19 protein-coding genes are annotated in these 23,041 nt (G+C 58.6%); 7 read left to right on the plus strand and 12 right to left on the minus strand.

Going from position 1 to position 23,041, the window contains the following annotated elements; genetic code table 11:
• Positions 1-12 precede the first annotated feature (12 nt).
• Genes AB4K19_RS01135 through AB4K19_RS01145 form a run of 3 tightly spaced genes read left to right on the plus strand, consistent with a single transcriptional unit; the run spans position 13 to position 2,026 of the window.
• Entirely contained in the window at positions 13-783 is a 771-nt protein-coding gene (locus AB4K19_RS01135; protein ID WP_375230136.1) for a DUF4198 domain-containing protein, read from the plus strand.
• Entirely contained in the window at positions 780-1,115 is a 336-nt protein-coding gene (locus AB4K19_RS01140; protein ID WP_375230137.1) for a hypothetical protein, read from the plus strand. Before AB4K19_RS01135 ends, AB4K19_RS01140 begins: the two co-directional genes overlap by 4 nt.
• 2 nt (positions 1,116-1,117) lie before the next feature.
• Positions 1,118-2,026: a metal ABC transporter substrate-binding protein gene (locus AB4K19_RS01145; protein WP_375230138.1), complete on the plus strand. Its 909-nt coding sequence runs from the start codon at positions 1,118-1,120 to the stop codon at positions 2,024-2,026.
• Positions 2,027-2,116: 90 nt separating this feature from the next.
• Here the strand turns inward: AB4K19_RS01145 and AB4K19_RS01150 are convergent, their stop codons facing one another.
• From AB4K19_RS01150 to AB4K19_RS01205, 12 genes are all read right to left on the minus strand, one after another.
• Entirely contained in the window at positions 2,117-3,112 is a 996-nt protein-coding gene (locus AB4K19_RS01150) for a LacI family DNA-binding transcriptional regulator (RefSeq protein ID WP_375230139.1), read from the minus strand.
• 33 nt (positions 3,113-3,145) lie between these two features.
• Entirely contained in the window at positions 3,146-4,096 is a 951-nt protein-coding gene (locus AB4K19_RS01155) for a ribokinase (RefSeq protein ID WP_375230140.1), read from the minus strand.
• 78 nt (positions 4,097-4,174) lie between these two features.
• Positions 4,175-5,173, minus strand: coding sequence for an ABC transporter permease (locus tag AB4K19_RS01160; RefSeq protein ID WP_375230141.1), 999 nt, complete (start codon positions 5,171-5,173; stop codon positions 4,175-4,177).
• The gene (locus AB4K19_RS01165; RefSeq protein WP_375230142.1) at positions 5,170-6,711 is read right to left on the minus strand and encodes a sugar ABC transporter ATP-binding protein; all 1,542 of its coding nucleotides are present in this window, start codon (positions 6,709-6,711) and stop codon (positions 5,170-5,172) included. Before AB4K19_RS01165 ends, AB4K19_RS01160 begins: the two co-directional genes overlap by 4 nt.
• Before the next feature lie 73 nt (positions 6,712-6,784).
• Entirely contained in the window at positions 6,785-7,705 is a 921-nt protein-coding gene (locus tag AB4K19_RS01170; RefSeq protein ID WP_375230143.1) for a sugar ABC transporter substrate-binding protein, read from the minus strand.
• A gap of 357 nt (positions 7,706-8,062) precedes the next feature.
• Positions 8,063-8,845, minus strand: a complete 783-nt coding sequence (locus AB4K19_RS01175; RefSeq protein WP_436398762.1) for a ThuA domain-containing protein — start codon at positions 8,843-8,845, stop codon at positions 8,063-8,065.
• Positions 8,842-9,888: a LacI family DNA-binding transcriptional regulator gene (locus AB4K19_RS01180; protein ID WP_375230145.1), complete on the minus strand. Its 1,047-nt coding sequence runs from the start codon at positions 9,886-9,888 to the stop codon at positions 8,842-8,844. Before AB4K19_RS01180 ends, AB4K19_RS01175 begins: the two co-directional genes overlap by 4 nt.
• Before the next feature lie 17 nt (positions 9,889-9,905).
• Entirely contained in the window at positions 9,906-10,910 is a 1,005-nt protein-coding gene (locus AB4K19_RS01185) for an ABC transporter ATP-binding protein (protein WP_436398764.1), read from the minus strand.
• 12 nt (positions 10,911-10,922) lie between these two features.
• Positions 10,923-11,963: an NAD(P)-dependent oxidoreductase gene (locus AB4K19_RS01190; RefSeq protein WP_375230146.1), complete on the minus strand. Its 1,041-nt coding sequence runs from the start codon at positions 11,961-11,963 to the stop codon at positions 10,923-10,925.
• Complete coding sequence (locus AB4K19_RS01195; protein WP_375230147.1) at positions 11,960-12,769, minus strand: carbohydrate ABC transporter permease; 810 nt, start codon at positions 12,767-12,769, stop codon at positions 11,960-11,962. The genes AB4K19_RS01190 and AB4K19_RS01195 overlap by 4 nt, the downstream gene beginning before the upstream one ends.
• Positions 12,769-13,656, minus strand: a complete 888-nt coding sequence (locus AB4K19_RS01200) for a carbohydrate ABC transporter permease (RefSeq protein WP_375230148.1) — start codon at positions 13,654-13,656, stop codon at positions 12,769-12,771. The genes AB4K19_RS01195 and AB4K19_RS01200 overlap by 1 nt, the downstream gene beginning before the upstream one ends.
• Before the next feature lie 97 nt (positions 13,657-13,753).
• Positions 13,754-15,064: an extracellular solute-binding protein gene (locus AB4K19_RS01205; RefSeq protein ID WP_375230149.1), complete on the minus strand. Its 1,311-nt coding sequence runs from the start codon at positions 15,062-15,064 to the stop codon at positions 13,754-13,756.
• A gap of 254 nt (positions 15,065-15,318) precedes the next feature.
• On the opposite strand from AB4K19_RS01205, the gene AB4K19_RS01210 reads away from it, so the two are divergent.
• From AB4K19_RS01210 to AB4K19_RS01225, 4 genes are all read left to right on the plus strand, one after another.
• Positions 15,319-15,735, plus strand: coding sequence for a VOC family protein (locus AB4K19_RS01210; RefSeq protein WP_375230150.1), 417 nt, complete (start codon positions 15,319-15,321; stop codon positions 15,733-15,735).
• Positions 15,736-16,208: 473 nt separating this feature from the next.
• A complete protein-coding gene (locus AB4K19_RS01215; protein WP_375230151.1) occupies positions 16,209-19,862 on the plus strand; it encodes a CHRD domain-containing protein in 3,654 nt (1,217 codons plus the stop codon).
• A gap of 63 nt (positions 19,863-19,925) precedes the next feature.
• Positions 19,926-21,671 carry a type I secretion system permease/ATPase gene (locus AB4K19_RS01220; RefSeq protein WP_436398767.1) on the plus strand — a complete coding sequence of 582 codons (1,746 nt, stop codon included), beginning with the start codon at positions 19,926-19,928 and terminating at the stop codon, positions 21,669-21,671.
• Entirely contained in the window at positions 21,668-23,038 is a 1,371-nt protein-coding gene (locus AB4K19_RS01225) for an HlyD family type I secretion periplasmic adaptor subunit (protein ID WP_375230154.1), read from the plus strand. The genes AB4K19_RS01220 and AB4K19_RS01225 overlap by 4 nt, the downstream gene beginning before the upstream one ends.
• The last annotated feature ends 3 nt before the right edge of the window (positions 23,039-23,041 follow it).

The raw sequence follows: 23,041 nt of genomic DNA on the forward strand, positions 1-23,041 counted from the left end.
ATGGGAGATATTATGAAGCGCATTATTCTGAATTCGACACTTGCCGGTCTCATCGCAGCAACACCTGCGTTTGCCCACTACGGCATGATTATTCCGGATGATCCGATGATCAGCCAGGAGGATGGCCGCAGTGTTGCGCTGACCATGTCGTTTTCCCACCCGTTTGAAATGCATGGTATGACCCTCGGAGAGCCGGTTGCGTTCACTGTAACCCACGAAGGGAACACAGTGGACCTGTCCGGTGATCTGACGGCTGCCACGGTGATGGACGACGAAGGGTTCACCCTGAATTATCCGCTCGAACGCCCGGGGACTTACATCTTTGCAATGGAGCCCCAGCCCTACTGGGAACCCGCCGAGGACGCATTCATCATCCACTACACCAAGACCTACGTGACCGCGTATGGGGATGACGAGGGATGGGACACAGAACTGGGTCTCAAGACGGAAATCGTGCCGCTGACCAAACCTTTTGGTCTTTGGGAACACAACGTGTTTCAGGGCGTCGTCAAGCTGGACGGTGAGCCCGTACCCTATGCCGAGGTTGAGGTGGAATTCTTCAATGACGGTGCCGGTGCAACCGTACCGGATGAGCTGATGATCACGCAGACCGTGAAGGCAGATGCGGATGGCGTCTTTACATATGCCGCCCCGTCGGATGGATGGTGGGGCTTTGCTGCCCTGAACACCGCGGACTACACGCTGCCTCAGGACGGTATAGACAAGGATGTGGAACTGGGTGCTGTGATCTGGGTTCACTTTGAAGAATGGACGGGCAAGTGATCCGCATCGCTGCCGTTGCTGCCCTGCTGGCCACCGCCCCGTTGTCGGTGGCCGCACATCAGCTTGTGGTTTTCGCGTCTGTTGACTGCGAGGCGGTCACCGTCGAGGCAAAGTTTTCGAACGGCCGCGTCGTCCAGCAGGGCGAGGTGCGCGTGCTCGACGGGGACAACAGTCTGCTGACCACCCTGATGCTCAAGGATGACGGACAGGTTCAGGTCCCGCTGAACAGCGTCGATCATTCGGGTGGCCTTGTGATCGAAGTCGACACCGGCAGTCATGACAACTACTGGATCGTGACACCGGAAGACATTGCCCGGAAGTGCGGGAGCTGATCGTGACACAGATTCATCGGTTCCTCGCCTGCGCGACTGCGTTCTTTCTGGTTGTGGCCGGGCCCGGCTCGGCGCAGGACACGCCGCGCGTGGTCACCGTGAACTACCCCCTGCAGTATTTCGCCGAACGCCTGCTGGGTGATGGCGCGGAGGTGGTTTTCCCCGTGCCTGCAGACGTGGACCCGTCCTTCTGGCGTCCGGGTGTTTCCGATATCAGCATGATTCAGGCGGCTGATCTTATCCTGCTCAATGGTGCTGGCTTCGCCACGTGGATCGACCGGGTTTCCCTGCCACGATCCCGGCTGGTGAATACCTCAGACGGTTTTTCAGACCAGTTCATAGTGACTGAAAGCATCACGCACAGTCACGGGGACGGTGGCGAGCATTCTCATGAAGGGCTGGCGTCATATACCTGGCTCGACCCGGTTCTGGCCGCCGCGCAGGCTGAAGCTGTTGCAGATGCCATTGTTGCCCGTGGCCTTGCAGGTGAACAGGACGTGCGGGACCGGCTGAATGCGCTGCAAGCTGAGCTGAGTACACTGGATGCTGAAGCAGAATCCCTGTTGTCCAGGAGTGGCGAAACCGGCTTTATTGCGACACATCCCCGGTATCAGTATTTCGCGCGCCGATACGGGCTGTCGGTTTCATCGGTGGAGTGGGAAGCCGGCAGAGACCCGGATGGCGCTGGTCTGGAAGAACTGCGCCAGCGCGTCGGTGACACGGGTGCTGGCGTGCTGATCTGGGAAGCTGAACCCTCGGCTGATGCGGTGAGAGCAGCGGGCGAAATCGGTGTTGAGAGCGCTGTTTTTGAAACCATGGCGCATCGTCCTGCGGAAGGTGATTTCCTGGATGCATTCCGGGCGGCCCTGTCGAACATCCGACAAGCGGAAGGTGTGTCAGCGGGCAATTAATTGGCCTGCCTCCGGTCCGCCGGAAAATGGCCCGGGTCAGGCGTTTGCTCACGAGCCCGTCTAAGCACTGTAAAACTGTGCCATGGCCGGTCAGGAAGCTGGCGGACGTCCCGTTGATCCGCGCACGACCAGATCACCATCGATCAGGACGTCACCGCGGTCGCCATTGTCGTCTTCCAGTACGCGCTGTACGGCATCCCGGGCCAGAAGTTCGGTCTGCTGTGCGACTGTCGTCAGCCGGGGTACAACCAGCGAAGCAAGCGTGATGTCGTCAAACCCAGCCACCGAAACGGCCTCCGGCACAGCGATGTCCATATCCCGCGCAGCCCGCAGCACGCCGATGGCCATCTGGTCACTGGCCGCGACAATTGCCGTGGGGCGCTGGCCGGCCGGTTCCAGCAGCAGAGAACGCGCCAGGTGCTCTCCGCTGTCATAGTCAAACTGCCCTTCGTAGACCGACAGGTTCAGCGCCGGGTTTTGAAGTTTGTGGATGTCGAACTGATCCCGGAACCCCTCAAGTCGTTGCCGCCCGACATCCGTCGACTGGGGGCCGGCCAGATAGGCAATCCGCGTGTGGCCGAGACTGATCAGATAAGTTGCCATCTTGGCCGACGAACTGGCGTTGTCAGTCCCGACAAGCGGGAACGTGCCAAGGCGCCGGTCAACGGAGATGACCTGTGTCTCGCCGGATTTCACAGTGACGCTGGTGTCATTGCAGGCGGCGACAATGAGGCCCCGGGGGGAGCGGTCAAGGAGTGCGGCGATCTGGTGTCCCTCGGTGATTGAATCGTCATGCGAGTTGGTCAGCATGACCGTGTGCCCACGACGGGACGCCTCAGTTTCGATATCTTTCGCAAGCTGTGCAAAGAACGGGTTGGTGATGTCGGGCACCACGAGGCCTATGATGCTCGCGCGGTTGGTGCGCAGGGCGCGGGCGGCCATATTCGGTCGGTAGTTCAGATCAGTGACTGCTTTGAGAACCCGTTCCCGCAGGGCATCCTTGACGGTCGTATCCTTGGACAGAACTTTCGAGACCGTCCCCACGGATACCTGCGCCAGTTGCGCGACGTCCTTGACCGTAGCCATTTCCTGCAGTCCTTCCCCAGACCCCGTCGGGGTTCAGGCCCCGTTTGACGCCACAATGCCTGGCGTCACGGCAATTGTAAATTCATCGAGCTCCGGTCGCCGGGGCATGGCCTCTGCAGCACCATGTTGTGTTGTGGCAAGAGCCGCAGCACAGGCCGCGCGTTCGATGGCATTGTCAACAGGCATCCCCGCTGCGAGACCTGTTGCCAATGCGCCGTTGAAACAGTCGCCCGCGCCAACGGTATCTACAGCCCGGACACTGGGGGCGGGCATTTGCCCGGTTGAGGCGTCGATGCTCCACGCCACACCCACTTCACCCATCGTGACAATGGCCCCGCGAGGGCTGAAACTACGCAGAAGACGCGCGGCCCTCTCTGCGTCAGAGAGTGTTTCGGGGGCTTGTCCAAGGATTTGTCCGGTTTCATGAGCGTTCGGTGTGATGATGTCGAAGGCCTCAAGCGTGTCCCGGGACCAGAACGGAACGGGTGCCGGCGCCGGGTCCATGATGACCTGCACGCCGTTCTCGCGCGCGATCTGTGCCGCCGTAAGCGAGGCGGAAACCGGAACTTCGTTCTGCAACAGCAGGACTTTGGCAGCAGCGATAGCGTCGGCGTGACGGGCAATGTCTGATGAGGAAAGCGTACGGTTTGCGCCTTCGGCGAGACGGATAATGTTGCCGCCGTCCGGCCCCACATCAATGAATGCCATACCGGTTGTCGCGGTGGGATGGCTTCCGCTGCCAAGGATCACCCCTTCTTTTTTCAGGGCGTTCGTAACGTCCTCTCCAAACCCGTCGGCACCTGTCGCAGCAATCAGGGTGACAGATGCGCCCAGTCTGGCTGCAGAAACTGCCTGATTGGCACCTTTCCCGCCAAGGCCAATGCGCGTCGTGCTGGCCGAAACTGTTTCTCCTATGCCGGGCCACCTTGTGAGGTAACTGGTGAGATCAACGTTGATACTTCCGACGACAACAATATCGGTCATGATGCTACCCCGCTGGGATTGACTGAGTTGACAGAAAGACCGGAACGCCCGGTTTGGCCGAAGCCGCCCTGATCCCGGTCACAACGCAGAATATTTCGCGCGGTAGTGATCCAGAATAACGGCAACAACGATGACGACGCCTGTAATCATCTGGCGGACAAAGTCGCTCAGACCAATCAGGATCAGACCGTTTGCCAGAACACCGATGATAAACGCACCCAGCAACGTGCCGATCACCGACCCGCGGCCACCGCTGAGGCTGGTGCCGCCAATAATTACTGCAGCAATAGCGTTCAGTTCGAAACCGATCCCGGCAATGGGAGACGCGATGTTGAGGCGGGCCATATAGATGATCGCTGCGATGCCTGCGCAAAGACCGCAGATCGAGAATGCAGAGACCTTGTACCAGAACACGTTGTGCCCTGCGAGACGCACGGCTTCCTCATTGTTCCCGATGCCATAGATCAACCGGCCAAAGACGGTTCTGTTCAGAATGAACCAGGCCACAAGAACCAGCGCCAGTGCCACGAGAAACACCACCGGTACGCCGAAAATAAGCTTTGAGCCGAATTCCTCGAAGGCGAAGGGGAAGGAGTAAATGGTCTGCGCGCCTGAGATTTGCAGGCCGGCACCGCGCGCGATATTGAGCATGCCCAGGGTGATGATGAAAGAAGGCAGTGACCACCATGCGCTGACCGCACCGTTGATAATGCCGCAGATCATGCCAGCCATCAGTCCGGCAAGCACGGCGAGGATGATCAGCTCAGTCGGTCCCATGCCGGGCAGCGTGATCGCTTTGCCGGCCACCACGGCAGCAAAAGCCATCACAGACCCCACAGACAGGTCGATCCCTCCGATCAGGATCACAAAGGTCATCCCCACAGCCAGGATCAGATTTATCGTAATCTGTGTCAGGATGTTGGTGATGTTGTTGGCAGACAGGAAGTGTTCACTGGCGATCGAGAAAAAGGCGATCATGAGCAGAAGGGCGAGGCCGATCCCTGCGTTGTTGATAATACTGCGGACAGACAACTGACGTCTCCCTGATGTGGCGGGGATGGTTTCTGCGGTGCTCATGCCGATTTCCTTTCTGTTGAGGCATCCTGCCCGTAGGCAAGTTGCAGAATGCGTTCCTGGGAATAGTCGGCACTGTTGAGCGTGCCCTGGATGCGGTGTCCTGCCATGACCAGCATGCGGTCGGTCAGGGTGATGAGTTCAGGAAGCTCTGACGACACGACGATCATCGACATGCCCTGTTCGGCCAGCTCCCGCAGAATGCTGTAGATCTCGGCCTTTGCGCCCACATCCACGCCGCGGGTGGGTTCATCCAGCAACAGAACGTCGGGGCGCCCGGCAAGCCACTTGGCCAGAACGACTTTCTGCTGGTTGCCACCGGACAGGCTCGAAACCGCATCGGCCAGTTTGCCGTACTTCAGCCGAAGCCTGGCTCCGCCGTGGGTTGCAAGATTTCGTTCCGCAGCAAAGTCCAGCAGACCTTTTCGGGAGACAGAATTAAGATCAACCAGCGACGTGTTTGCAGCAATGGACATTTCCAGGATGAGCCCTTCGTCCTTACGGTCTTCGGTCACAAACCCAATGCCGGCGGCAATTGCGTCGCGCGGGCCACTGATGTCGACTGGCTTGCTGCCTTTCAGTATGGTTCCTGACACCTTGCGGTCAGCGCCGAATATCGCGCGCAGTACTTCTGTGCGTCCTGCACCGACCAGCCCTGCGATGCCCAGGATTTCTCCCTTGCGCAGATCAAAGCTGATGCTTTCGGCGGTGTTGTTCGCGGGTGTAACGAGGTTGCGTACCGACAAGGCCAGCGCAGCTTCGGTGTCAGGGCCAGAGGCCCCGTTTTCCTGGTCGTCAAGCGTGCGCCCGACCATGTAACGCACCACATCCTGTGGCGTCACATCTGCGATGGCCTCTGTGGTGATGGTGTGCCCGTTCCGGAACACCGTGACCCGGTCGCAGATCCCAAAAACTTCATCGAGATGATGCGAGACAAAGACCACCGTGACGCCTTTGGCCCTGATGCCATGCACGATTTCAAAAAGACGGTCTGTTTCCCGTTCTGTCAGGGTTGCGGTCGGTTCATCGAGAATGAGAATGCGACTTTCACTCTGCAGGGCGCGGGCAATCTCGATCAGCTGACGATGCGCGATCCCGAGATTGCGGACCGGGGCTGTGACGTCCACGTCGCTCAGACCAATGGCATCCAGTGCACGCCGTGCCCGGCGGTTCATCTCTTTGCGGTCCAGCAGGCCCAGTCGGGTACGGGGCAGGGCTTCGATCGAGATGTTTTCAGCCACGCTCAGGTCGTTGAGCAGGTTGAACTCCTGGTGGACGACCTGAATACCTGCCAGTTTTGCGGCATGCGGAGAAGTGGGCTGGTAAACCTTGCCGTCCAGCCCGATCTGTCCTGCGTCGAACATGTGTACGCCCGACAACACTTTGATAAGGGTGGACTTCCCGGCTCCGTTTTCCCCGACAAGAGCGTGGATCTCTCCGGCAACGAGATCAAAGCTGACACCATCCAGGGCGTGGATACCCCCAAAAGACTTGCGCAGGTCGCGCACTGTGAGCAGGGGGGATTTCACTGCTTCTCTCATGTTCGTCGTCCTTTGCAGTCTTCTGGTTAAGAAGGGGCGACCGGCGACTGGCCGCAGGCCGCCCCGGTGAGGATCAGTTGCCACCGACCAGTTCGATAGGGGTTTTCACCCAGCCTTCGAGTTGAGGGCCGCCTTTCACGACGTCGAGCGCGAGGTCGATGGAATTTGCGGCCATTTCCTTGCCGAACTGATCGACACTCGCCAGAAGACGCCCGTCTTCGATCATCGGGATGACCGCTGGGATCGCGTCAAACCCCACGACTTTGATGTCAGTGCGGCCGGCTGCTTCGAGCGCTTTGACCACCCCGATCGCCATCGAGTCGTTGGCCGCCATAACGCCCTGAATGTCAGGATTGGCCGTCAGCATGGTTGAAAGGACCTGATTGGCCTCTTCTGTTTCCCAATGGGCCGTCCGGCTGTCCAGGAGGTCGAGCTTGTGCTCAGCCACCGCGTCCTCAAAACCGAGACGGCGCTGGGTCGCATTGTCGGCCCCGGGGTTTCCTTCGATGATGACGACCTTGCCGCCTGCGCCGAGAGCTACCCCAAGAGCATCGCCCGCCATTTTGGCACCACCACGGTTGTCCGGCCCGACAAATGCCAGCTCGACACCCTGTTGCTTCTTGGCGTCTGCATCCAGTGCAACGTCAAAATTGACCACTACGATACCGGCCTCCATCGCCTTCTTCAGCGGACGGACCATGGCTTTGGAATCTGCTGGAGCAACAACGATCGCGTCGACGCCCTGGGTGATAAAGTTTTCCACCGCGTTGATCTGGGATTCAAAATCGGTCTCGTTCTGCATGCCCACTGCACGCAGTTCATAATCGCCGCGTCGCTCCGCGTGAGCTTCTGCGCCTTCCAGCATGTTCTGGAAGAATTCATTCGCCAGCGATTTCATAATCAGACCGACAACCGGCTTGTCGTCGGCGCCCGCAATACCTGCAGACAAAAGGATTCCGGTCGCTGCCACGGCAGCGAGTTTAAAGAGCTTCATATGAGCCTCCCTGATGGTTGTGCCGGTCTCCTCTGCGCTGAAACGGGCGCTTGTCCGGCGTGGTCAAAGAAAGTCAGGGAAGGTGATTCGTGTCAATATGAAACGTTTCATATCTTGCGTGAGAGAGTTTTCGGGGTGGTGGTGAGATCGGGAAATTTCCATAAGCATCTAACAAAAAATAATTTATTTCGTAGTGTCTCTAGCGGTGTGCTACATATGGTGCCCGGGATTTTTCGCCGAAAATGAAATATTCACATACATACAAATTACAATCGCAGGTAGCGACACCTGTCCCACGATACAAAATGACGGGTACCGTGGCTGAGCTTCCACCGGCTGCGGTGCCTGGCTCGCAGGCTAGCGAAACCCGCCCTGGCCGTCGGTGTGCAGTTTCGGACCGCGCTCCTCAATGGCTTCAGGCGCGTTTTCTGTCTCGCGGTTTGGTGCCTCACCTACACTGCGGATACGCTCTGACCCGGGGCACGCCCATTTCACGGCGTTCCTCAGCACAAGGCGTACGTTCGTGTCATAGTAAGTTGGGTAGGTTTCATGCCCTGGCCGGAAGTAAAACACATTCCCCGCACCGCACCGATAGGTCAGTCCTGACCGGAATACTTCACCACCCTGAAACCAGCTGATGAATACCGTCTCAAGCGGTTCCGGGACACGAAACGGCTCGCCATACATTTCTTCGTGCTCAAGTTCAAAGAACTCAGGCAATCCGTGGGCGATCGGATGCCCGGGCGTTGTCACCCACAGCCTTTCGCGCTCCCCGGCTTCCCTCCACGTCAGCGAACAGGGCGTGCCCATCAGCTTTTTGAAAATCTTGGCGAAATGCGCGGAATGCAGGAGGATAAGCCCCATCCCGCCCCAGACCGCCTCCGCGACCCGGTCGACGACTTCGTCGGAAACCTCTCCGTGAGCGGCGTGCCCCCACCAGATGAGCACATCCGTAGCTTCAAGGCGGGCTTGCCGCAGGCCATGTTCGGCCTCCTGCAGAGTTGCTGTGGTCGCACTTATGCCGGGATCTTCATTCAGAGCGGCTGCAATGCAGTTGTGCATCCCGTCCGGATAGACTGACGCCACCGTTTCGCTGGCTTGTTCGTGGACGTTCTCGCCCCAGACTACTGTGCGGATCATCCTGCGCCTCTCTGTCCACCGGAACCTCGAGGGGGCGCCGTGCTGGCGCGGACAATAAGTTCCGGCCGGATCACAACAGGTGCGTCGGCGCCGTCCTCATCGTTGAGAATGGCTATGAGTTTACGACAGGCAAGCTGGCCCCATTCGCGACGGGGCAGGCGGACACTCGTCAGACCCGGATTGAAGATAGCCGCATATGGCATGTCATCGTAGCCAATGACCGATATGTCTTCGGGCACGCGCACCCCGGCACGAACCAGACCATGCAGCAAACCGGTCGCGGTTTCGTCATTGTGCACGAAGACTGCGGTGGGCAGATCGCCGGATGCCAGCAGGCGCTGTGCTGCTTCAAGGCCATACTCCACAGAAAGATGACCGGTCAGTTCACGGTCATTCTGGAGCGGTATGCCCGCGTTTTTCAGTGTCTGAGAAAACCCGTGATAGCGGCGTTCCATTCCATTGGTCTGCAGAGGGCCACATACCTGAACGATGTCGCGGTGCCCGAGTTTTATCAGATGCCCGGCGGCCAGCCTGCCACCCATGACATCGTCGGTCCGGACGGTGGGCAGCTCGATTTCCTTGTGCCCGCCGCAGGACACAACCGGAGGCCCTGCATAGACGCCGTTCTCGTCACTCGGCAGAAGATCTTCCAGAAAGCCATTGGTGTTCAGAATGAGCCCGCCCGCCTTGTTCATCAGCAGCATGTCGGAAAAGGCGCGTTCGCTTTCGGCATCCTCAGAGGTGTCACCGATCAGCAGAACATAGCCGTGGGCGCGGGCTTCCTCCTCAATTCCTTTGAAGAATTCAGCAAAGAAAGCGTTGGTGATCTCGGACACCAGAACCAGCAGTGTTCTGCTGCGCCCGCGCCGCAAATCGCCAGCCGCCTGATTGGCTCTGTAGCCAAGACGTTTCATGACCTTGAACACATGATCGCGCGTCTTGGCCTTTACGTCATCCGGGCGCGACATAGCGCGACTGACAGTGGCAACAGACACACCTGCCTCGCGTGCGACGTCCTTAACTGTTGGGCGCTTTGAGGTCATTTTCGTATCCGGCTCTTTCAGGCGGCAACAGGCCGGCCCTGATCATTGAATTTATGAATGAAGTCAGGGCGTGGTCGCAAGTGAACAGTGTCGCCGACTTCCTGATCGTGCTGTCCGTCAAGGCTGACCGTCAGAACACCGGCATCCGGCACGCGCACATAGAGAATGGTGTCGTGGCCCAGCCGTTCGACCAGAGTCACCTGGCCTTCCCAGGAATCGTCGTTCCGGCCAAGGGTGAAGTGCTCCGGCCGCACGCCCAGTGTCGCGGCACCAACGGCGTCCGCATAGCGGCCTTTTACGAAATTCATTTTGGGTGAGCCGATAAAGCCTGCAACAAACTCAGTTGCCGGGTGATTGTACAAATCCATCGGGCTGCCCACCTGTTCAATGTACCCGCCGTTCAGAACGACAATACGGTCAGCCATGGTCATCGCTTCGACCTGGTCATGCGTTACGTAGATCATTGTCGTCTGCATGCGCTGGTGCAGCTCGCTGATTTCGACACGGGTTTCCGAGCGCAGCGCTGCATCGAGATTGGACAGTGGCTCATCCAGCAGAAAAACCTGAGGGCTGCGCACAATGGCCCGGCCGATCGCCACGCGCTGGCGCTGCCCCCCGGACAACTGACCTGGCTTACGGTCAAGGTAGGGGCCCAGCTTGAGCGCATCTGCCGCTTCCTGTACTTTCGCTGCGATCTCATTTTTCGGACGCCGTTCCAGGCTCAGGGAAAACCCCATGTTTTCTGCAACGGTCATCTGCGGATAGAGCGCATAGGACTGAAAAACCATCGCAATGTCCCTTTGGCGCGGCGACAGGGTATTGGCGCGCGTTTCACCGATCATCAGATCTCCGCCGGTCACGTCTTCAAGGCCGGCAATCATGCGCAGCAGCGTTGACTTGCCGCATCCGGACGGCCCGACAAAGACTACGAACTCGCCATCTGAGATGGACAGATTGATGTCATGCAGGACCTCGACATCGCCGTATGCCTTGGACAGGTTTCTGAGTTCCACACCAGCCATCTTGGTTCTCCCTTATCCCGCCGCCAATGGTGCGCGGATGATCTTTCTTACTGTCTCGGGTGACGCCGGCTGCAGCTGACGCTGATCAGAGCCTGCGAGAATTGCACGGACATCGTGCAGGATCATGTCGCCGATCGGGTGGCGTCCGCCCTCGACTGCGGCTGCGCGGTGCGGCGACCAGATCACGTTTTCTGCCTGCCGGAAGCCCGCCCGCTTTGGAACAGGTTCAGCCGGGAACACGTCGCTGGCCACCCGGATACGCCCGGCTTCGGCCGCTTCGACAAGCGCGTCGAAATCCACCAGATGCGACCTGCTGATCACAACAACCAGTGTGCCGCGTGGCATGCTTTCGATCAGTGTACGCGAAACGAGGTGATGGTTTTCCTCCGTGGGCGTCGCCGCGATTACGACCAGCCGGTTCTGCGTGACGACACGTTCGAGATCGTGGAACCCGACCCTGTCAAAGGTCGCGCCCGACGCCCTGAGCCAGGGGTCGTAAGCATCAACGCGCGGCGCAAACGGAGCCAGCAGGCGGACGCATTCCTGCGCAATGGACCCAAAGCCGACAAACCCGATCCGCTGTCCATAGAGCGAAAAGTCTGTACCTGCGTTGTCGTTGAACCAGCGCTCGCTGCCCGCCCGGAACCGTTCGTGCTCATCCACAATGCCCCTGCATCCGGCGATCATCAGACCAAGGGCCATTTCGGCCACCGACTGCCGGAAACCCGGCGCGCATGAAAGTACTTCTACCCCGCGGTCAAAGCAGGCCTCATAATCGAGGCCGGTCTGAAATGTGCCTGAGACTTCAATCACAGCTTTCAGATCCGGAGCCCTGGCCAGATCATCCCGGCTCAGCTCCGGTTTTGCGGCAACCACAAACTGAGCATCGGGCAACCGGCTGAGAAAATCCGCCCGGTCCATAGGCCAGTTTACCCCACCATGAATGTCGCACAGTGTGCCCAGTTCCTCGAAAGCCGCAGGGCGGAAAAGCTCTTCTACCTGCCGGAAATGCTGATCCAGGATGAGCAGGGGATTGGAAACATGGGACCTCATTTTACCGCTCCTGCGGTCATGCCGCGTACAAAGTGCCGCTGGAAAAACAGGAACAGAAGAACAACAGGAATGGCCATAATGACGGTGCCGCTGGACAGCCCCGTGACATCACGTGTCATTGTTCCCTGGAAATTCAGCAGGCCGACAGAAAGCGTGCGCATCCCGTCCTGGGTCATCAGAAGCAGCCTGAGCAGCAGATCATTCCAGCTCCACAAAAACTCCAGCAGCGCGGTCGTTACGACAGCCGGTGTTGCAATCGGCATCACAACCCTGCGGTAGATCTGAAATTCGGTTGCCCCATCGATGCGGGCCGCTTCGTGCAGCGCTTTCGGGACACCGGCGAAGTAAGAAGAGAACATGAAGATGAAGATTGATACTGCAAGAGCAAGGTCCGCAAAGATGACCCCGAGATGTGTGTTGAGCAGGCCAAATGACCGCACAATCTGAAAGAGCGGCAGCACAATGGCGGTCACCGGGATCATCAGGCCGATCAGAAACAGAATCTGCAGAAATACTTTCCCACGGAACTCCATGAACACCATCGCATAAGCCGCGAGCGAGGCGATGCCGATCATCACGACAGCATCGATGACTGAGATGATCAGCGTGTTGAGGAAATAGCGGCTGAAACCGCCATCCGTCCAAACGCGGACATAATGCTCAAAGGTCATGCTGATCGGGGGATACCACGGCGGGTTCACAAGCTCAGTTGTTGGCTTCAGCGACGTAAAAACCGTCAGGATCAATGGCGAGACCATCAGAATGGCAATCACGCCCAGGATGAACAGCAGGATCCAGCGACCCATTACCGGTCCTCCCTGTTCTGTATCTGCATGTAGAAAATGGTCGCGATGCTGACGATCACCAGAAGCGCCACACCGATGGCGGAGCCGTATCCGTACTGGTTCTCAAGCGCGCCGCGTTTGTACATGTAAGTTGAGAGAATTTCGCTGAACCTGATCGGGCCACCCTGTGTTGTTGCCCAGACGATGTCGAAGACTTTGAATGACTGCGTAAGTGTGAGAATAAAAACGACTGCTGTCACAGGGCGCAGAGCGGGCATCGTGACATAGCGGAAGGATTGCAGCGGGTTCGCGCCATCCACGCGCGCGGCTTCATAAAGGTCTTCGTCCACGGCCTGCAGCCCAGCCAGAAAAATGATGACGCTCAGTCCGATGGTCGACCAGCTGTGGGCAAAGGCGAGGGCGTATAGCACTGCGTCGGGGCTGCCCAGCCAGGGGGTGGCAAAAGCACCGAGGCCAATGTTTTCGAGCACCTGGTTTATCACGCCGGCAGGCTGGTACATCCAGCGCCAGATCGTCGCTACGGCCATCGGTGAAATCACGACCGGCAGAACGATACAGGTCTGAATGAGCAGCCGGGCTTTCCAGACCCGTGCGAGCATTGCCGCGATCACCAGGCCCAGTCCCACGTTTATGACGATGATGACGCCGGACCAGACAAAGGTGTTCCGAAAGGCCTCCCAGAAGATTTTGTCCGAGAAGAGGCGCTGGTAATTCTCCAGCCCGACAAAGTTCTTTTCGGGGCTGATCCCGTCCCAGTCAGTAAAGGAGTATTCCAGTACCGAATATGTCGGATAGATCGCAAAGACGATATAGATCGTGAGGGCAGGCAACAGGAACAGAACAGGGTTCAGGCGCTGTGCAAGTTTTGAATCCGGGTCCGGAAACATATCTGATCTCCTGTCGCCAAATGGCGCGATAACTGAAGTCCGGTCTGCCCGCGCCGGAACGGGAGGACCCCGCGGGCAGACCGTTGAGGCTGCAGGTCTATTGCTCTGCGATACCGCCTGGCAGCATGATCTCTCCGGCCTCCTTGGCCGCAGTCCATGCAGACTGCATTTCGGAGGTAAATTCCTCTGGCGTCATGACGTCCAGCAACAGCGCCTGCAGGCCATCATAGGACACTGTCGTCAGACTTCCCGGTGTGATGGTGTCGAGGAAAGCGGGGACCGACCCATTCCCTGCATGTTCATCCGCGCTCTTCCAGATTTCCACCGCAAGAGCGGGCATCTGTGCGTCAGCCAGCGCTTCGTCGAGTGGACCCACCGGAACGGTCCCTGCATTCAGAAGAGCTGTGCGGCCTTCATTTGAGGCAAACATGTAGTTCATAAAGTCAACGGCCGCTTCCTTGTTTTCGGAGCTTTCGCGGATGTACCAGCCGCTGCCGATAGAATTAGTCGGGTGAATGCTCTGGCCGTCTTCAAAGGGTGGCACTGCGAACACGCCGAAGTCACCGATCCGGTCTCCGGCGGCTTCCGTTCCGCCCCCGATGACCCATGGCCCGGTGAAGGTCATCGGCACTTCGCCAGCCCAGAAACGGTCCATCAGTTCACCGTAGCCGATTGCCACGGGGGTTGGCCCGAACCAGCCCGCCTGTCCCATTTCCTGCAGCTTTGCGGATGCCGCCACAAAGGGGGCATCTGTCCACGCACCTTCGCCAAACAGCACGTTCTCAATACCTTCCGGACCTGCGTAGCGGCCGAACATCATCGACTGCCAGTGAGAAACCGGCCATTTGTCCGCCGCCCCGAGACCAATGGGCGTATCGTATCCGGCGGCCTGCAAGGCAGCCACGGCAGCTTCCATTTCTGCCCATGTGCCGGGAACAGAGATGCCGTTTTCAGCAAATATGGCTTTGTTGTAGAACATGCCCGTGGTCTCGACCTCGTTGCCGAAGGCCCAGAGCTTCCCGTCACTGGATGTCTGAACGACGATGCCTTCAGGTATTGTGCCGGACCAGTTGTTTTCAAAATATGCGCCCGTCAGATCTGCAACGAGCCCACCGGCAATGAGAGCAGCGGGTTGGCCGGGGCCTGTGCCGAAGGAGAAAAGGTCAGGCCCTTCGCCCGCAGAGAGAGCCGGGATTAGGGCGGGATTGAAAAGGTCGGACGAGTTTTTGACCACAGTGACCGTGACATCTGCGTGCTGAGCGCTGTAGGCCGCTGCGAGCTCATCATAGATATTGGTCTGGCCCGGTTCACCAGCCACCCAGACGATGACCTCCGATTGCGCGAAAGATGTTGCCGGCAATGCGCACAGCGCACCTGCGAGCAATCCGTGTTTGACGAATGTGTTCATGTTTTCCTCCCAGAAACGCGTGATTCCCTCAAAAATGTATACGATTACATAAAAATGTAAACGAATACATTTTATGGGGTATTTCCTGTGCGTGTTCTGGTGTCTGCACCCCAACTGCTGAAAAACCTGTTTTGATTCGCGAAAAGCCGGTAAGGCCTGAACTTATCAATAGCCGTTTTCCTGCTCGCTCAGGGAAGGCTGGATAGCGTTAAGACAAGCAGTTCAGAGCATTCGCAGAAAAGAGAGCAAGGCTGATGATCGCATATGTGTCTGTCGGTGCCGATGATATCGAAGGTGCAAAAGAGTTCTATTCCGCATTCCTGCCCGCGCTGGGGTTTCAGTTCTCGGAAGGACCAGAGGGTCTGAGCTATACGCCGCCGACAGCTCCTGGCCAGTCGGTCGTTCCTCCCGATTTCTACGTGAAGCCGCCGTTTGATGGCGGGGCGGCGTCTGCTGGAAATGGTTCCATGGTCGCTTTCGAGGCGCGCAGTCAGCAAATGGTTCGCGACCTGCACGCGGCAGCGCTTGCCGCTGGCGGGTCGGACGAAGGCCAGCCAGGCTTTCGTGCGTCATATGGGGCGCATTTCTATGTTGGATATCTGCGTGACCCACAGGGCAACAAGGTCGCCTTGTTTTCCAGCAATCCGGACGAACCAGGGCGCGACGACTGAACCTTCGGCAGCGATTACCCGGGTTGCCAGGGCAAATCTTTCTTGTCAGCGGAGTTCGCAATCAATCCGGCGATTGGAATGAGTTCCTGCTGGCGCATATTGGTCCAGCACGTCGTGCGCTTTGTAAAGCCATGCTCTTCAGGGGTGGGTCGCCCGGCGCCCTCTGAAATACGGATGTCACGCCAAAAAGACTGCACCGGATCCCATATTTTGCGTTCAAATACGGCGACGTTTTCGTGAACAGGCGAGAACGAATAAATACCAGTCGCCTAAAGAAATTTATTAACGCACTGTTTTAAATAAAATATTTTAATCACCTCTTCACGTGAGCCGTGACTATTTGCTTTCGCTATACGGGGTATTCGGAGGAAGAATTTCAAACCCGCAGGATGATCCGCACTTGGTAAAGCGGCAGAGAGGCCACGGTTCCGGTCTGATCTCTGCTGAAACCAGAACTCAAGCGGAGATCACCCATGCTTTCCGAAATTCTCGCCAGTCTGCGCGCCAGACTACTGACTTCATCAACGCTTTCTCAGGAAACCGTCCGTGACGGACAGGTCCTGACCAACGGCTTTTTTCAGAGTACAATTGTTGACAACACTCCTGCATTCATCCTGAACAATGATTTCGCGCGTCTGATCAACTTTGGACAGATCGAAACGAATGACGCACCTGCCGCAGTGCTGGCAGATGCCGAAGAGCTCCAGATCTTCAATTTCCGCACCGGTAGTATCGATGCAGATGGCGATGTTGCCACCGGTATTGAGGTAACGGATGGCTCCAGCGCGGACATCCGCAACTTTGGCAGCATTGCCGGTGAGCTGAACGGTGTTGAGTTCAGCGGAGCGGGCAGTTCGGGCACGCTCGACAACTTCCGTGGCGGTGTCATCTCTTCTGACAGCCGCGCAGTCGAAATCGAAGGCGACGGCATCAGTGTCCGCAACTTTGGTGACATCATCGGTACCGGCGATCAGCGCAACGGTACAATCTACACAAATACCACGGCGGAAAACGTCAGCATCAGCAACTTCTCAGGCGGCACAATCGACGCAGGCGCAGACAACAGCGGGGCAGGTATCTCGCTTCAGGTCGGTGACGAAATCGGCGATGTGGTGTCGAATGCCATCTTCAACGGCTTTGGCGCCACAATCCAGGGCCGTGGCCAGGAAGCCGCGAACACAGGCGGCGCGGGCGATGGCATCCGCATCGACGACGGCGCGGAAGGGGCTGTTTCGGACACTGATATCGTCAACAGCGGTCTGATCTCGTCGGAAAGCAATCAGGGCACCGCAGGTGGTATCCGTATCGCCGACGGTGCTTCCGCCGAAGGCCGCATTCTCAACACCTCAACCGGTGTAATCGAGGGTGTTCGCAACGGTCTTTACATCGGCGAAGGTGATCACGATCTTGATGTGCTGAACTTTGGCACGATCCAGTCCGGCAGCCGTGCGGTGAACATCGACGGTACAGGCGTTGATCTGCTCAACGGCGGCGACATCCTTGGCACAGGCGACCAGCGCAATGGTACAGTCTACGCCGACGGCACAGCCGATGATTTCTCTGTGTCCAACATCGCCAGCGGTACAATTGATGCCGGCGAAGGCAACCAGGGTTCCGGTTTTGGCGCAGAGATTGGTGGCGCTGAGGATGGTGCCAACACATTCAGCCTTGAAAACTCCGGCACACTCCAGGGCCGCGGAAACGCAGCAGCCGGGACGTCGCTGGCTGGTGACGGTGTGCGCATCGGGAATGTCGGCAACACCGGCACCACGGACGCCGCGATCACCAACTCGGGCTCGATCCTGTCCGAGGGGGCGAACGGCACTGTCGCTGGTGTCCGGGTCGTCAATGGCGTGAATTTCCAGGGCACACTGACCAACTCCGGCACAATCGCCGGTGTTCAGAACGGTGTCTACTTTGGAACGGGCGATCATTCCGGCGGTTCTTTTGTGAACTCCGGGGTCGTGTCATCTGACAGCCGCGCGGTGAACATCGACGGTGAAGGGCTTGAGGTTGTGAACTCCGGCTCCATTCTTGGCACCGGCGACCAGCGCAATGGCACCGTGTACGCGGATGGCACTGCTGACAACTATACCTTCACAAACTCTGGTCTGGTAGATGCCGGGTCTGGCAACGACGGATCGGCAGTTTCGCTGCAGACCGGCAATGTGGATGGGGACGTAGTTTCTGCTGCTATCTTCAACAGCGGTACGTTCCAGGGTCGTGGCGACGCAACCGAAGGCAACACTGTCGGTGATGGTCTGCGTCTCTTCAGCAACCAGGAAGATGCTGGTTTTGCCGGTCTCGTTCAGAACGACGGCCTCATTGCCGGTTCTGAAGACAGCGACGCCGCTGCAGGTATCCGGATTGACGGCGGGCTGGGTCTTCTGGGCGCTATCGTGAACGACGGCGAAATCAGAGGCTCCGTAAACGCCATCGACGCGACCGAAGCAGGTGATGTGACATTCGTCAACGATGATGAAGGTTTGGTAAATGGTAATGTGTTGCTTGGTGCCGGAGACGACATCGTGGTCGACCTTGGTCAGATCAACGGTGTCGTCGACGGCGGCGCGGGTGACGATGTTCTGATCGCCGGTGAGGGTGACAATGTCATCGTCGGTGGTCTTGGCAACGACTTCATCGAAGGCGGCGCGGGTTTCGATACTGCTGATTTCTCGGATCTGGATGTTGCGGTGACCGTCAGTCTTGACGCGAACGGCAACGGAACAGCCACCCGCGAAACAGGGTTCTCTGTATCCGTGCAGGATGTGGTTGTCGGTGCTTCGCTGCAACCCACAGAAAACATCGATGATGCGGACGGATTTGTGCAGGAGGCCCTGAACGGGAACCTCTACTACAACATCCACACAGCCGACTTCCCGGGCGGTGAAATCCGCGGGCAGTTCGAAGTGGTAAGCGATACCGGTTCCGGACACGACCGGGTTATCGAGCTCGTTGCATCGCTTGATGCAAGCCAGGAGCCTGCACCGAACACGTCGGACAGTGAGGCCACCGGTGAAGCGACCCTGACGATCTCGTTCAACGAGGAAGGCGAAGTTCTGTACTCCTCTGAGCTGAGCGTCACCGGTCTGAATGAGGCGGATCTGCTTACACCGGGACCCGGAGGTGTTTCTGCAATTCACCTGCACAATGCGCCTCTTGGGATCAACGGCCCGATCGCTCAGGACACTCTGGTGGATGCGGGCGGTACGCTGGATGCAGCATCACCAACCGGTGTGTCAGGTCTCGATGTCATCGCCGAAGTGGTCGAAACGGACGTTCTCAGCTCAATCGAGCGCGTGGTCGGCTCCGGCGACAGCGATACGGTCGACCTGAGCAGCTTCAATGGCGTGACTGTCGACCTGGACCTCAGCGCCCCGGCGCCGAACCCGGCTGCGACAGGCGGAGAGGGCCCGCAGGACGGTGCCATCATCGTTGACGGGAACATTGCGATAGAAGTGGATGACTTCGAAAACGTCATCGGCTCGTCCGGCGATGATCTGATCCTCGGGAACAATGAGTTCAACGTTCTGTTTGGTGGGGCTGGCAATGACGCCATTCACTCCTTCGGTGGCGCGGACATCATTGATGGCGGGGCAGGGACCGACACAGCGCTGTTCTCTGCGGGCCCGGGCGTCATTCTCGACCTTGACGAGGATGGCAACGGTGTCGCGCAGGTCAATGCACCGGAGGGTGCAACGCTCGACCAGGTGTTCAACTTTGAGAACATCAACGGCTCGAACAACACAGCAAGCCCGAACGGCGGCAATGACAATCTGTCGGGGAATTCCGGTTCCAACACGCTCAACGGTCAGGCTGGCGATGACATCCTGAACGGTGAAGGTGGTGATGACATCCTCATCGGCGGTGCGGGCGACGACATCCTGATCGGTGGTGAAGGCGCTGACACCTTTGCCTTCGGACCGGGCTTTGGCCGCGATGTGATCCAGGATTTCGAGCTGGGCGTCGACCGCCTCGACTTCAGTGACTTTGGTCCTGATTTCGCCGCTCAGGTGAGCGTCACGCAGAGCGAAAGCGGCGCGATGTTCTCCTTCGGCAGTGCAGGTGGGGTTGTCCTCGAAGGCGTCAGCGCAGCTGACCTGACCGACGACGACTTCATCGCCTGATCAGATCAATCCGGGGTGGCAGCTCAGGTTGCCACCCCTTCAGCCTGAAAAGAGATCACCATCATGTTTCAGAAAAAATCCACAGTTAAATCAGCATGGGGCAAGCTGCGCAGCGGCTTTGTCGCCATCGGCTTCTTCAGTATGATCCTCAACCTCCTGATGCTCGCAGGACCGCTTTATATGCTGCAGGTCTATGACCGCGTCCTCACCAGCCAGAATATGGACACTCTGATTGCCCTCAGCATCCTGCTGGGTGGTGTTTTCCTCGTCGCGGGCCTTCTGGATCTGATCCGGATGCGTATTCTGAGCCGCCTCGGTGCGCGCTTTGAGCTGACGGTCGGTGCGTCCATTCTGCAATCTGCCATCCGGCGCCGGGTGCAGGGCGGTGCAGGTGCTGACAACCCGGCGGCAGACGTGAACGGTCTGCGTGATTTCATCTCCGGGCCCACACTTGTTGCATTCTTTGATGCCCCGTGGATTCCGCTCTATCTCGCGGTGCTTTACGTGCTGCACCCTTACCTCGGGGCACTGGGGCTCGCAGGGGCGACGCTTCTGACAGTTATGGCCCTTATCAACAATGGACGGTCCGCCGGCCTGATGCAGGAAACCGCTCAGGCGCGTGTCCGTTCAGACAGTTTGTTCACCGCGGGTGAGCAAAACGCAGAGCTCGTCCACGCCATGGGTATGACTGGTGATCTCGCCCGGCGCTGGGCAGCTCTGCAATTTCAGTCGCACCAGCTGAAAGCGCGTGTGTCCGACCGTCTGGCCGGGTTTTCGGTCATGTCGCGCACAATCCGCATGGCGCTCCAGTCCGGCATGCTGGGCCTCGGTGCCGCACTCGCGGTCACCGGACAGGCGACAGCAGGTGTGATGATCGCGGCGACAATTGTGCTGGCCAGGGCGCTGGCGCCCATCGACCAGCTGATCGGTCAGTGGCGGACGTTTCTGGCAGCCCGGGGGTCCTACAAATCCCTGCAGGCGCTGTCCGAAGCCTATCCGCAGGCAGAAAAAAGGCTTTCTCTGCCCCGGCCGCAGCTCACCCTGAGTGCTGCAATTGCCCAGGCCGGACCGCCGCTGGCGCAGAATGCGACCATCGGGGGCATTGAGTTCTCGCTGTCCGCCGGTGATGTGCTGGCCGTGATCGGTCACAGCGGATCGGGGAAATCGACGCTGGCCAGAATGCTGGCGGGGATCTGGATGCCGCAACGCGGAGCAATCCGGCTTGACGGCACCCCGATGGCCCGCTGGGACACCGAAGAACTGGGCCAGGTGATCGGATACCTGCCACAGGACGTGCAACTTTTTGACGGCACAATCCGCGAGAATATCGCCCGCTTCTCAACGTCGATCGACGATGGGAAAGTGCTGGCGGCAGCCCACGCCGCAGACGTGCACGATTTGATCAGCGGCTTGCCCGACGGCTATTCAACGCTGATCGGCAACGGCTTTCACCTGTCGGGCGGCCAGCGGCAGCGGATAGCCCTGGCCCGGGCGCTTTATGACGATCCGTTTGTCCTCGTGCTGGATGAGCCGAACTCTGATCTGGATGCGCAGGGCGAACTGGCGCTGCGAAACGCGATCCGGGGGGCAAGCGAACGTGGTGCGATCACTCTCGTGATGACACATCGCCCCAGCACGCTCGAAGCCGTCAACAAGGTGCTCACACTCAGCCGCGGAACCCAGTCAGGCTTCGGTAACAAAGAGGACATTCTGCGCCCCAGGCAGCAGGCCACTGTGGCCGGCGCCAAAACCCCACAACTGGCCCGGCACGCTGTCGGACTGCCTTCTGAGAAAGGAATGGCACAATGAAACCCGCATTCGCAATAACACCGCATCAGGGCGTGCTGCGCCTCGAAGACTATAACCGTATCCAGAGCAAACCGGCCGGTGCCGGCATCGGATGGTTTGTCGCTCTGGGCCTGTTGGTCGTTTCCGGCTTTATCGGCGGTGCGGCCCATTGGGCGACGGTGTCGAAACTTGACGGTGCTGTGGTTGCTCCCGCGTCGTTCGTTGTTGAGGGAAACCGCAAGACCGTGGAACATCTTGATGGCGGCATCGTCAGCAATATCCTGGTGCGGAATGGTGATCTGGTTGAGGCCGGTCAGACGCTGCTGGAGCTGGACGGGACCGATCCCGGCGTTGAACTGGATGTGATTGCCGGTCAGATCGCCGATCTTTCGGTACGCCGCGCGCGGCTGATCGCCCAGTTGCAGAGTTCTGATACTTTTGACGAGGCGAACGTTGCAGCGACAATGAAAGTTGCCCTCGGGACTGCTGAATGGTTGCCGGCTTTTGCGACACAGAAGCTCCTCTTTGATGCTGAACGGCGTTCCCGCGAGGCAGAAGCGGATCTGACCCAACAACGCATCGCCAATCTGGAGGATCAGCTGAGTGGGCTGAGAACCCAGCGGGCATCCAATACCCGTCAGCTGGACATCACGCGGCAGGAACTGGCCAATCTGCAGACCCTGCTCGACAAAGGCCTGGTTGCCGCCGCGCGCGTCAATTCCCGCCGGGTGGAGGTGGAACGGCTGCATGGTGTGGATGCAGCGCTGCAGACTGAGGAGGCGCAGGCCCGGAACGCGATCAGCGAACTGCGCCTTTCCGAGATCGGAGCACGCACCCTGCGCGCTGAGGCGGCATCGACCGAACTGGCTGGGATAGAAGCATCTCTGGCTACGCTGGAGCCACAGTATCTCGGGGCGACTGAGCGTCTGAAGCGTGTGGCAATAACAGCACCTGTCAGCGGCCGGGTGGTTGAGATGACGGTATTCACATCAGGTGGAGTGATCCGGCCGGGAGAACCAATCCTTGACATCGTTCCCGTTGATCAGCCGCTGATCGTCGAGGCGCGTGTGAATACGGCAGACATTGAAAAACTCTTCATCGGTCAGTCTTCCCGCGTGCGTCTTTCGGCTTTTGATCAGGGCGATGTGCCTGAGGCAGAGGGGACCATTGTTGATATCTCCGCCGACAGCCTCGAAGACGAGCGCACCGGCGACTTTTATTATGTCGCGCGGGTTCAGCTCAACGAAACCCAGCCAGATGACATTGCAGGGCTGGAACTTGTCCCGGGCATGCCGGCCGACCTTTTTGTCAACACGGGCGAACGCACAGCGCTGAGCTATCTGACGCAACCTCTCAGCGACCGGATTGCCCGTACTTTTATCGAGTGATCC

Source organism: Roseobacter phycocola (genome assembly GCF_042055075.2).
Taxonomy (GTDB): domain Bacteria; phylum Pseudomonadota; class Alphaproteobacteria; order Rhodobacterales; family Rhodobacteraceae; genus Roseobacter.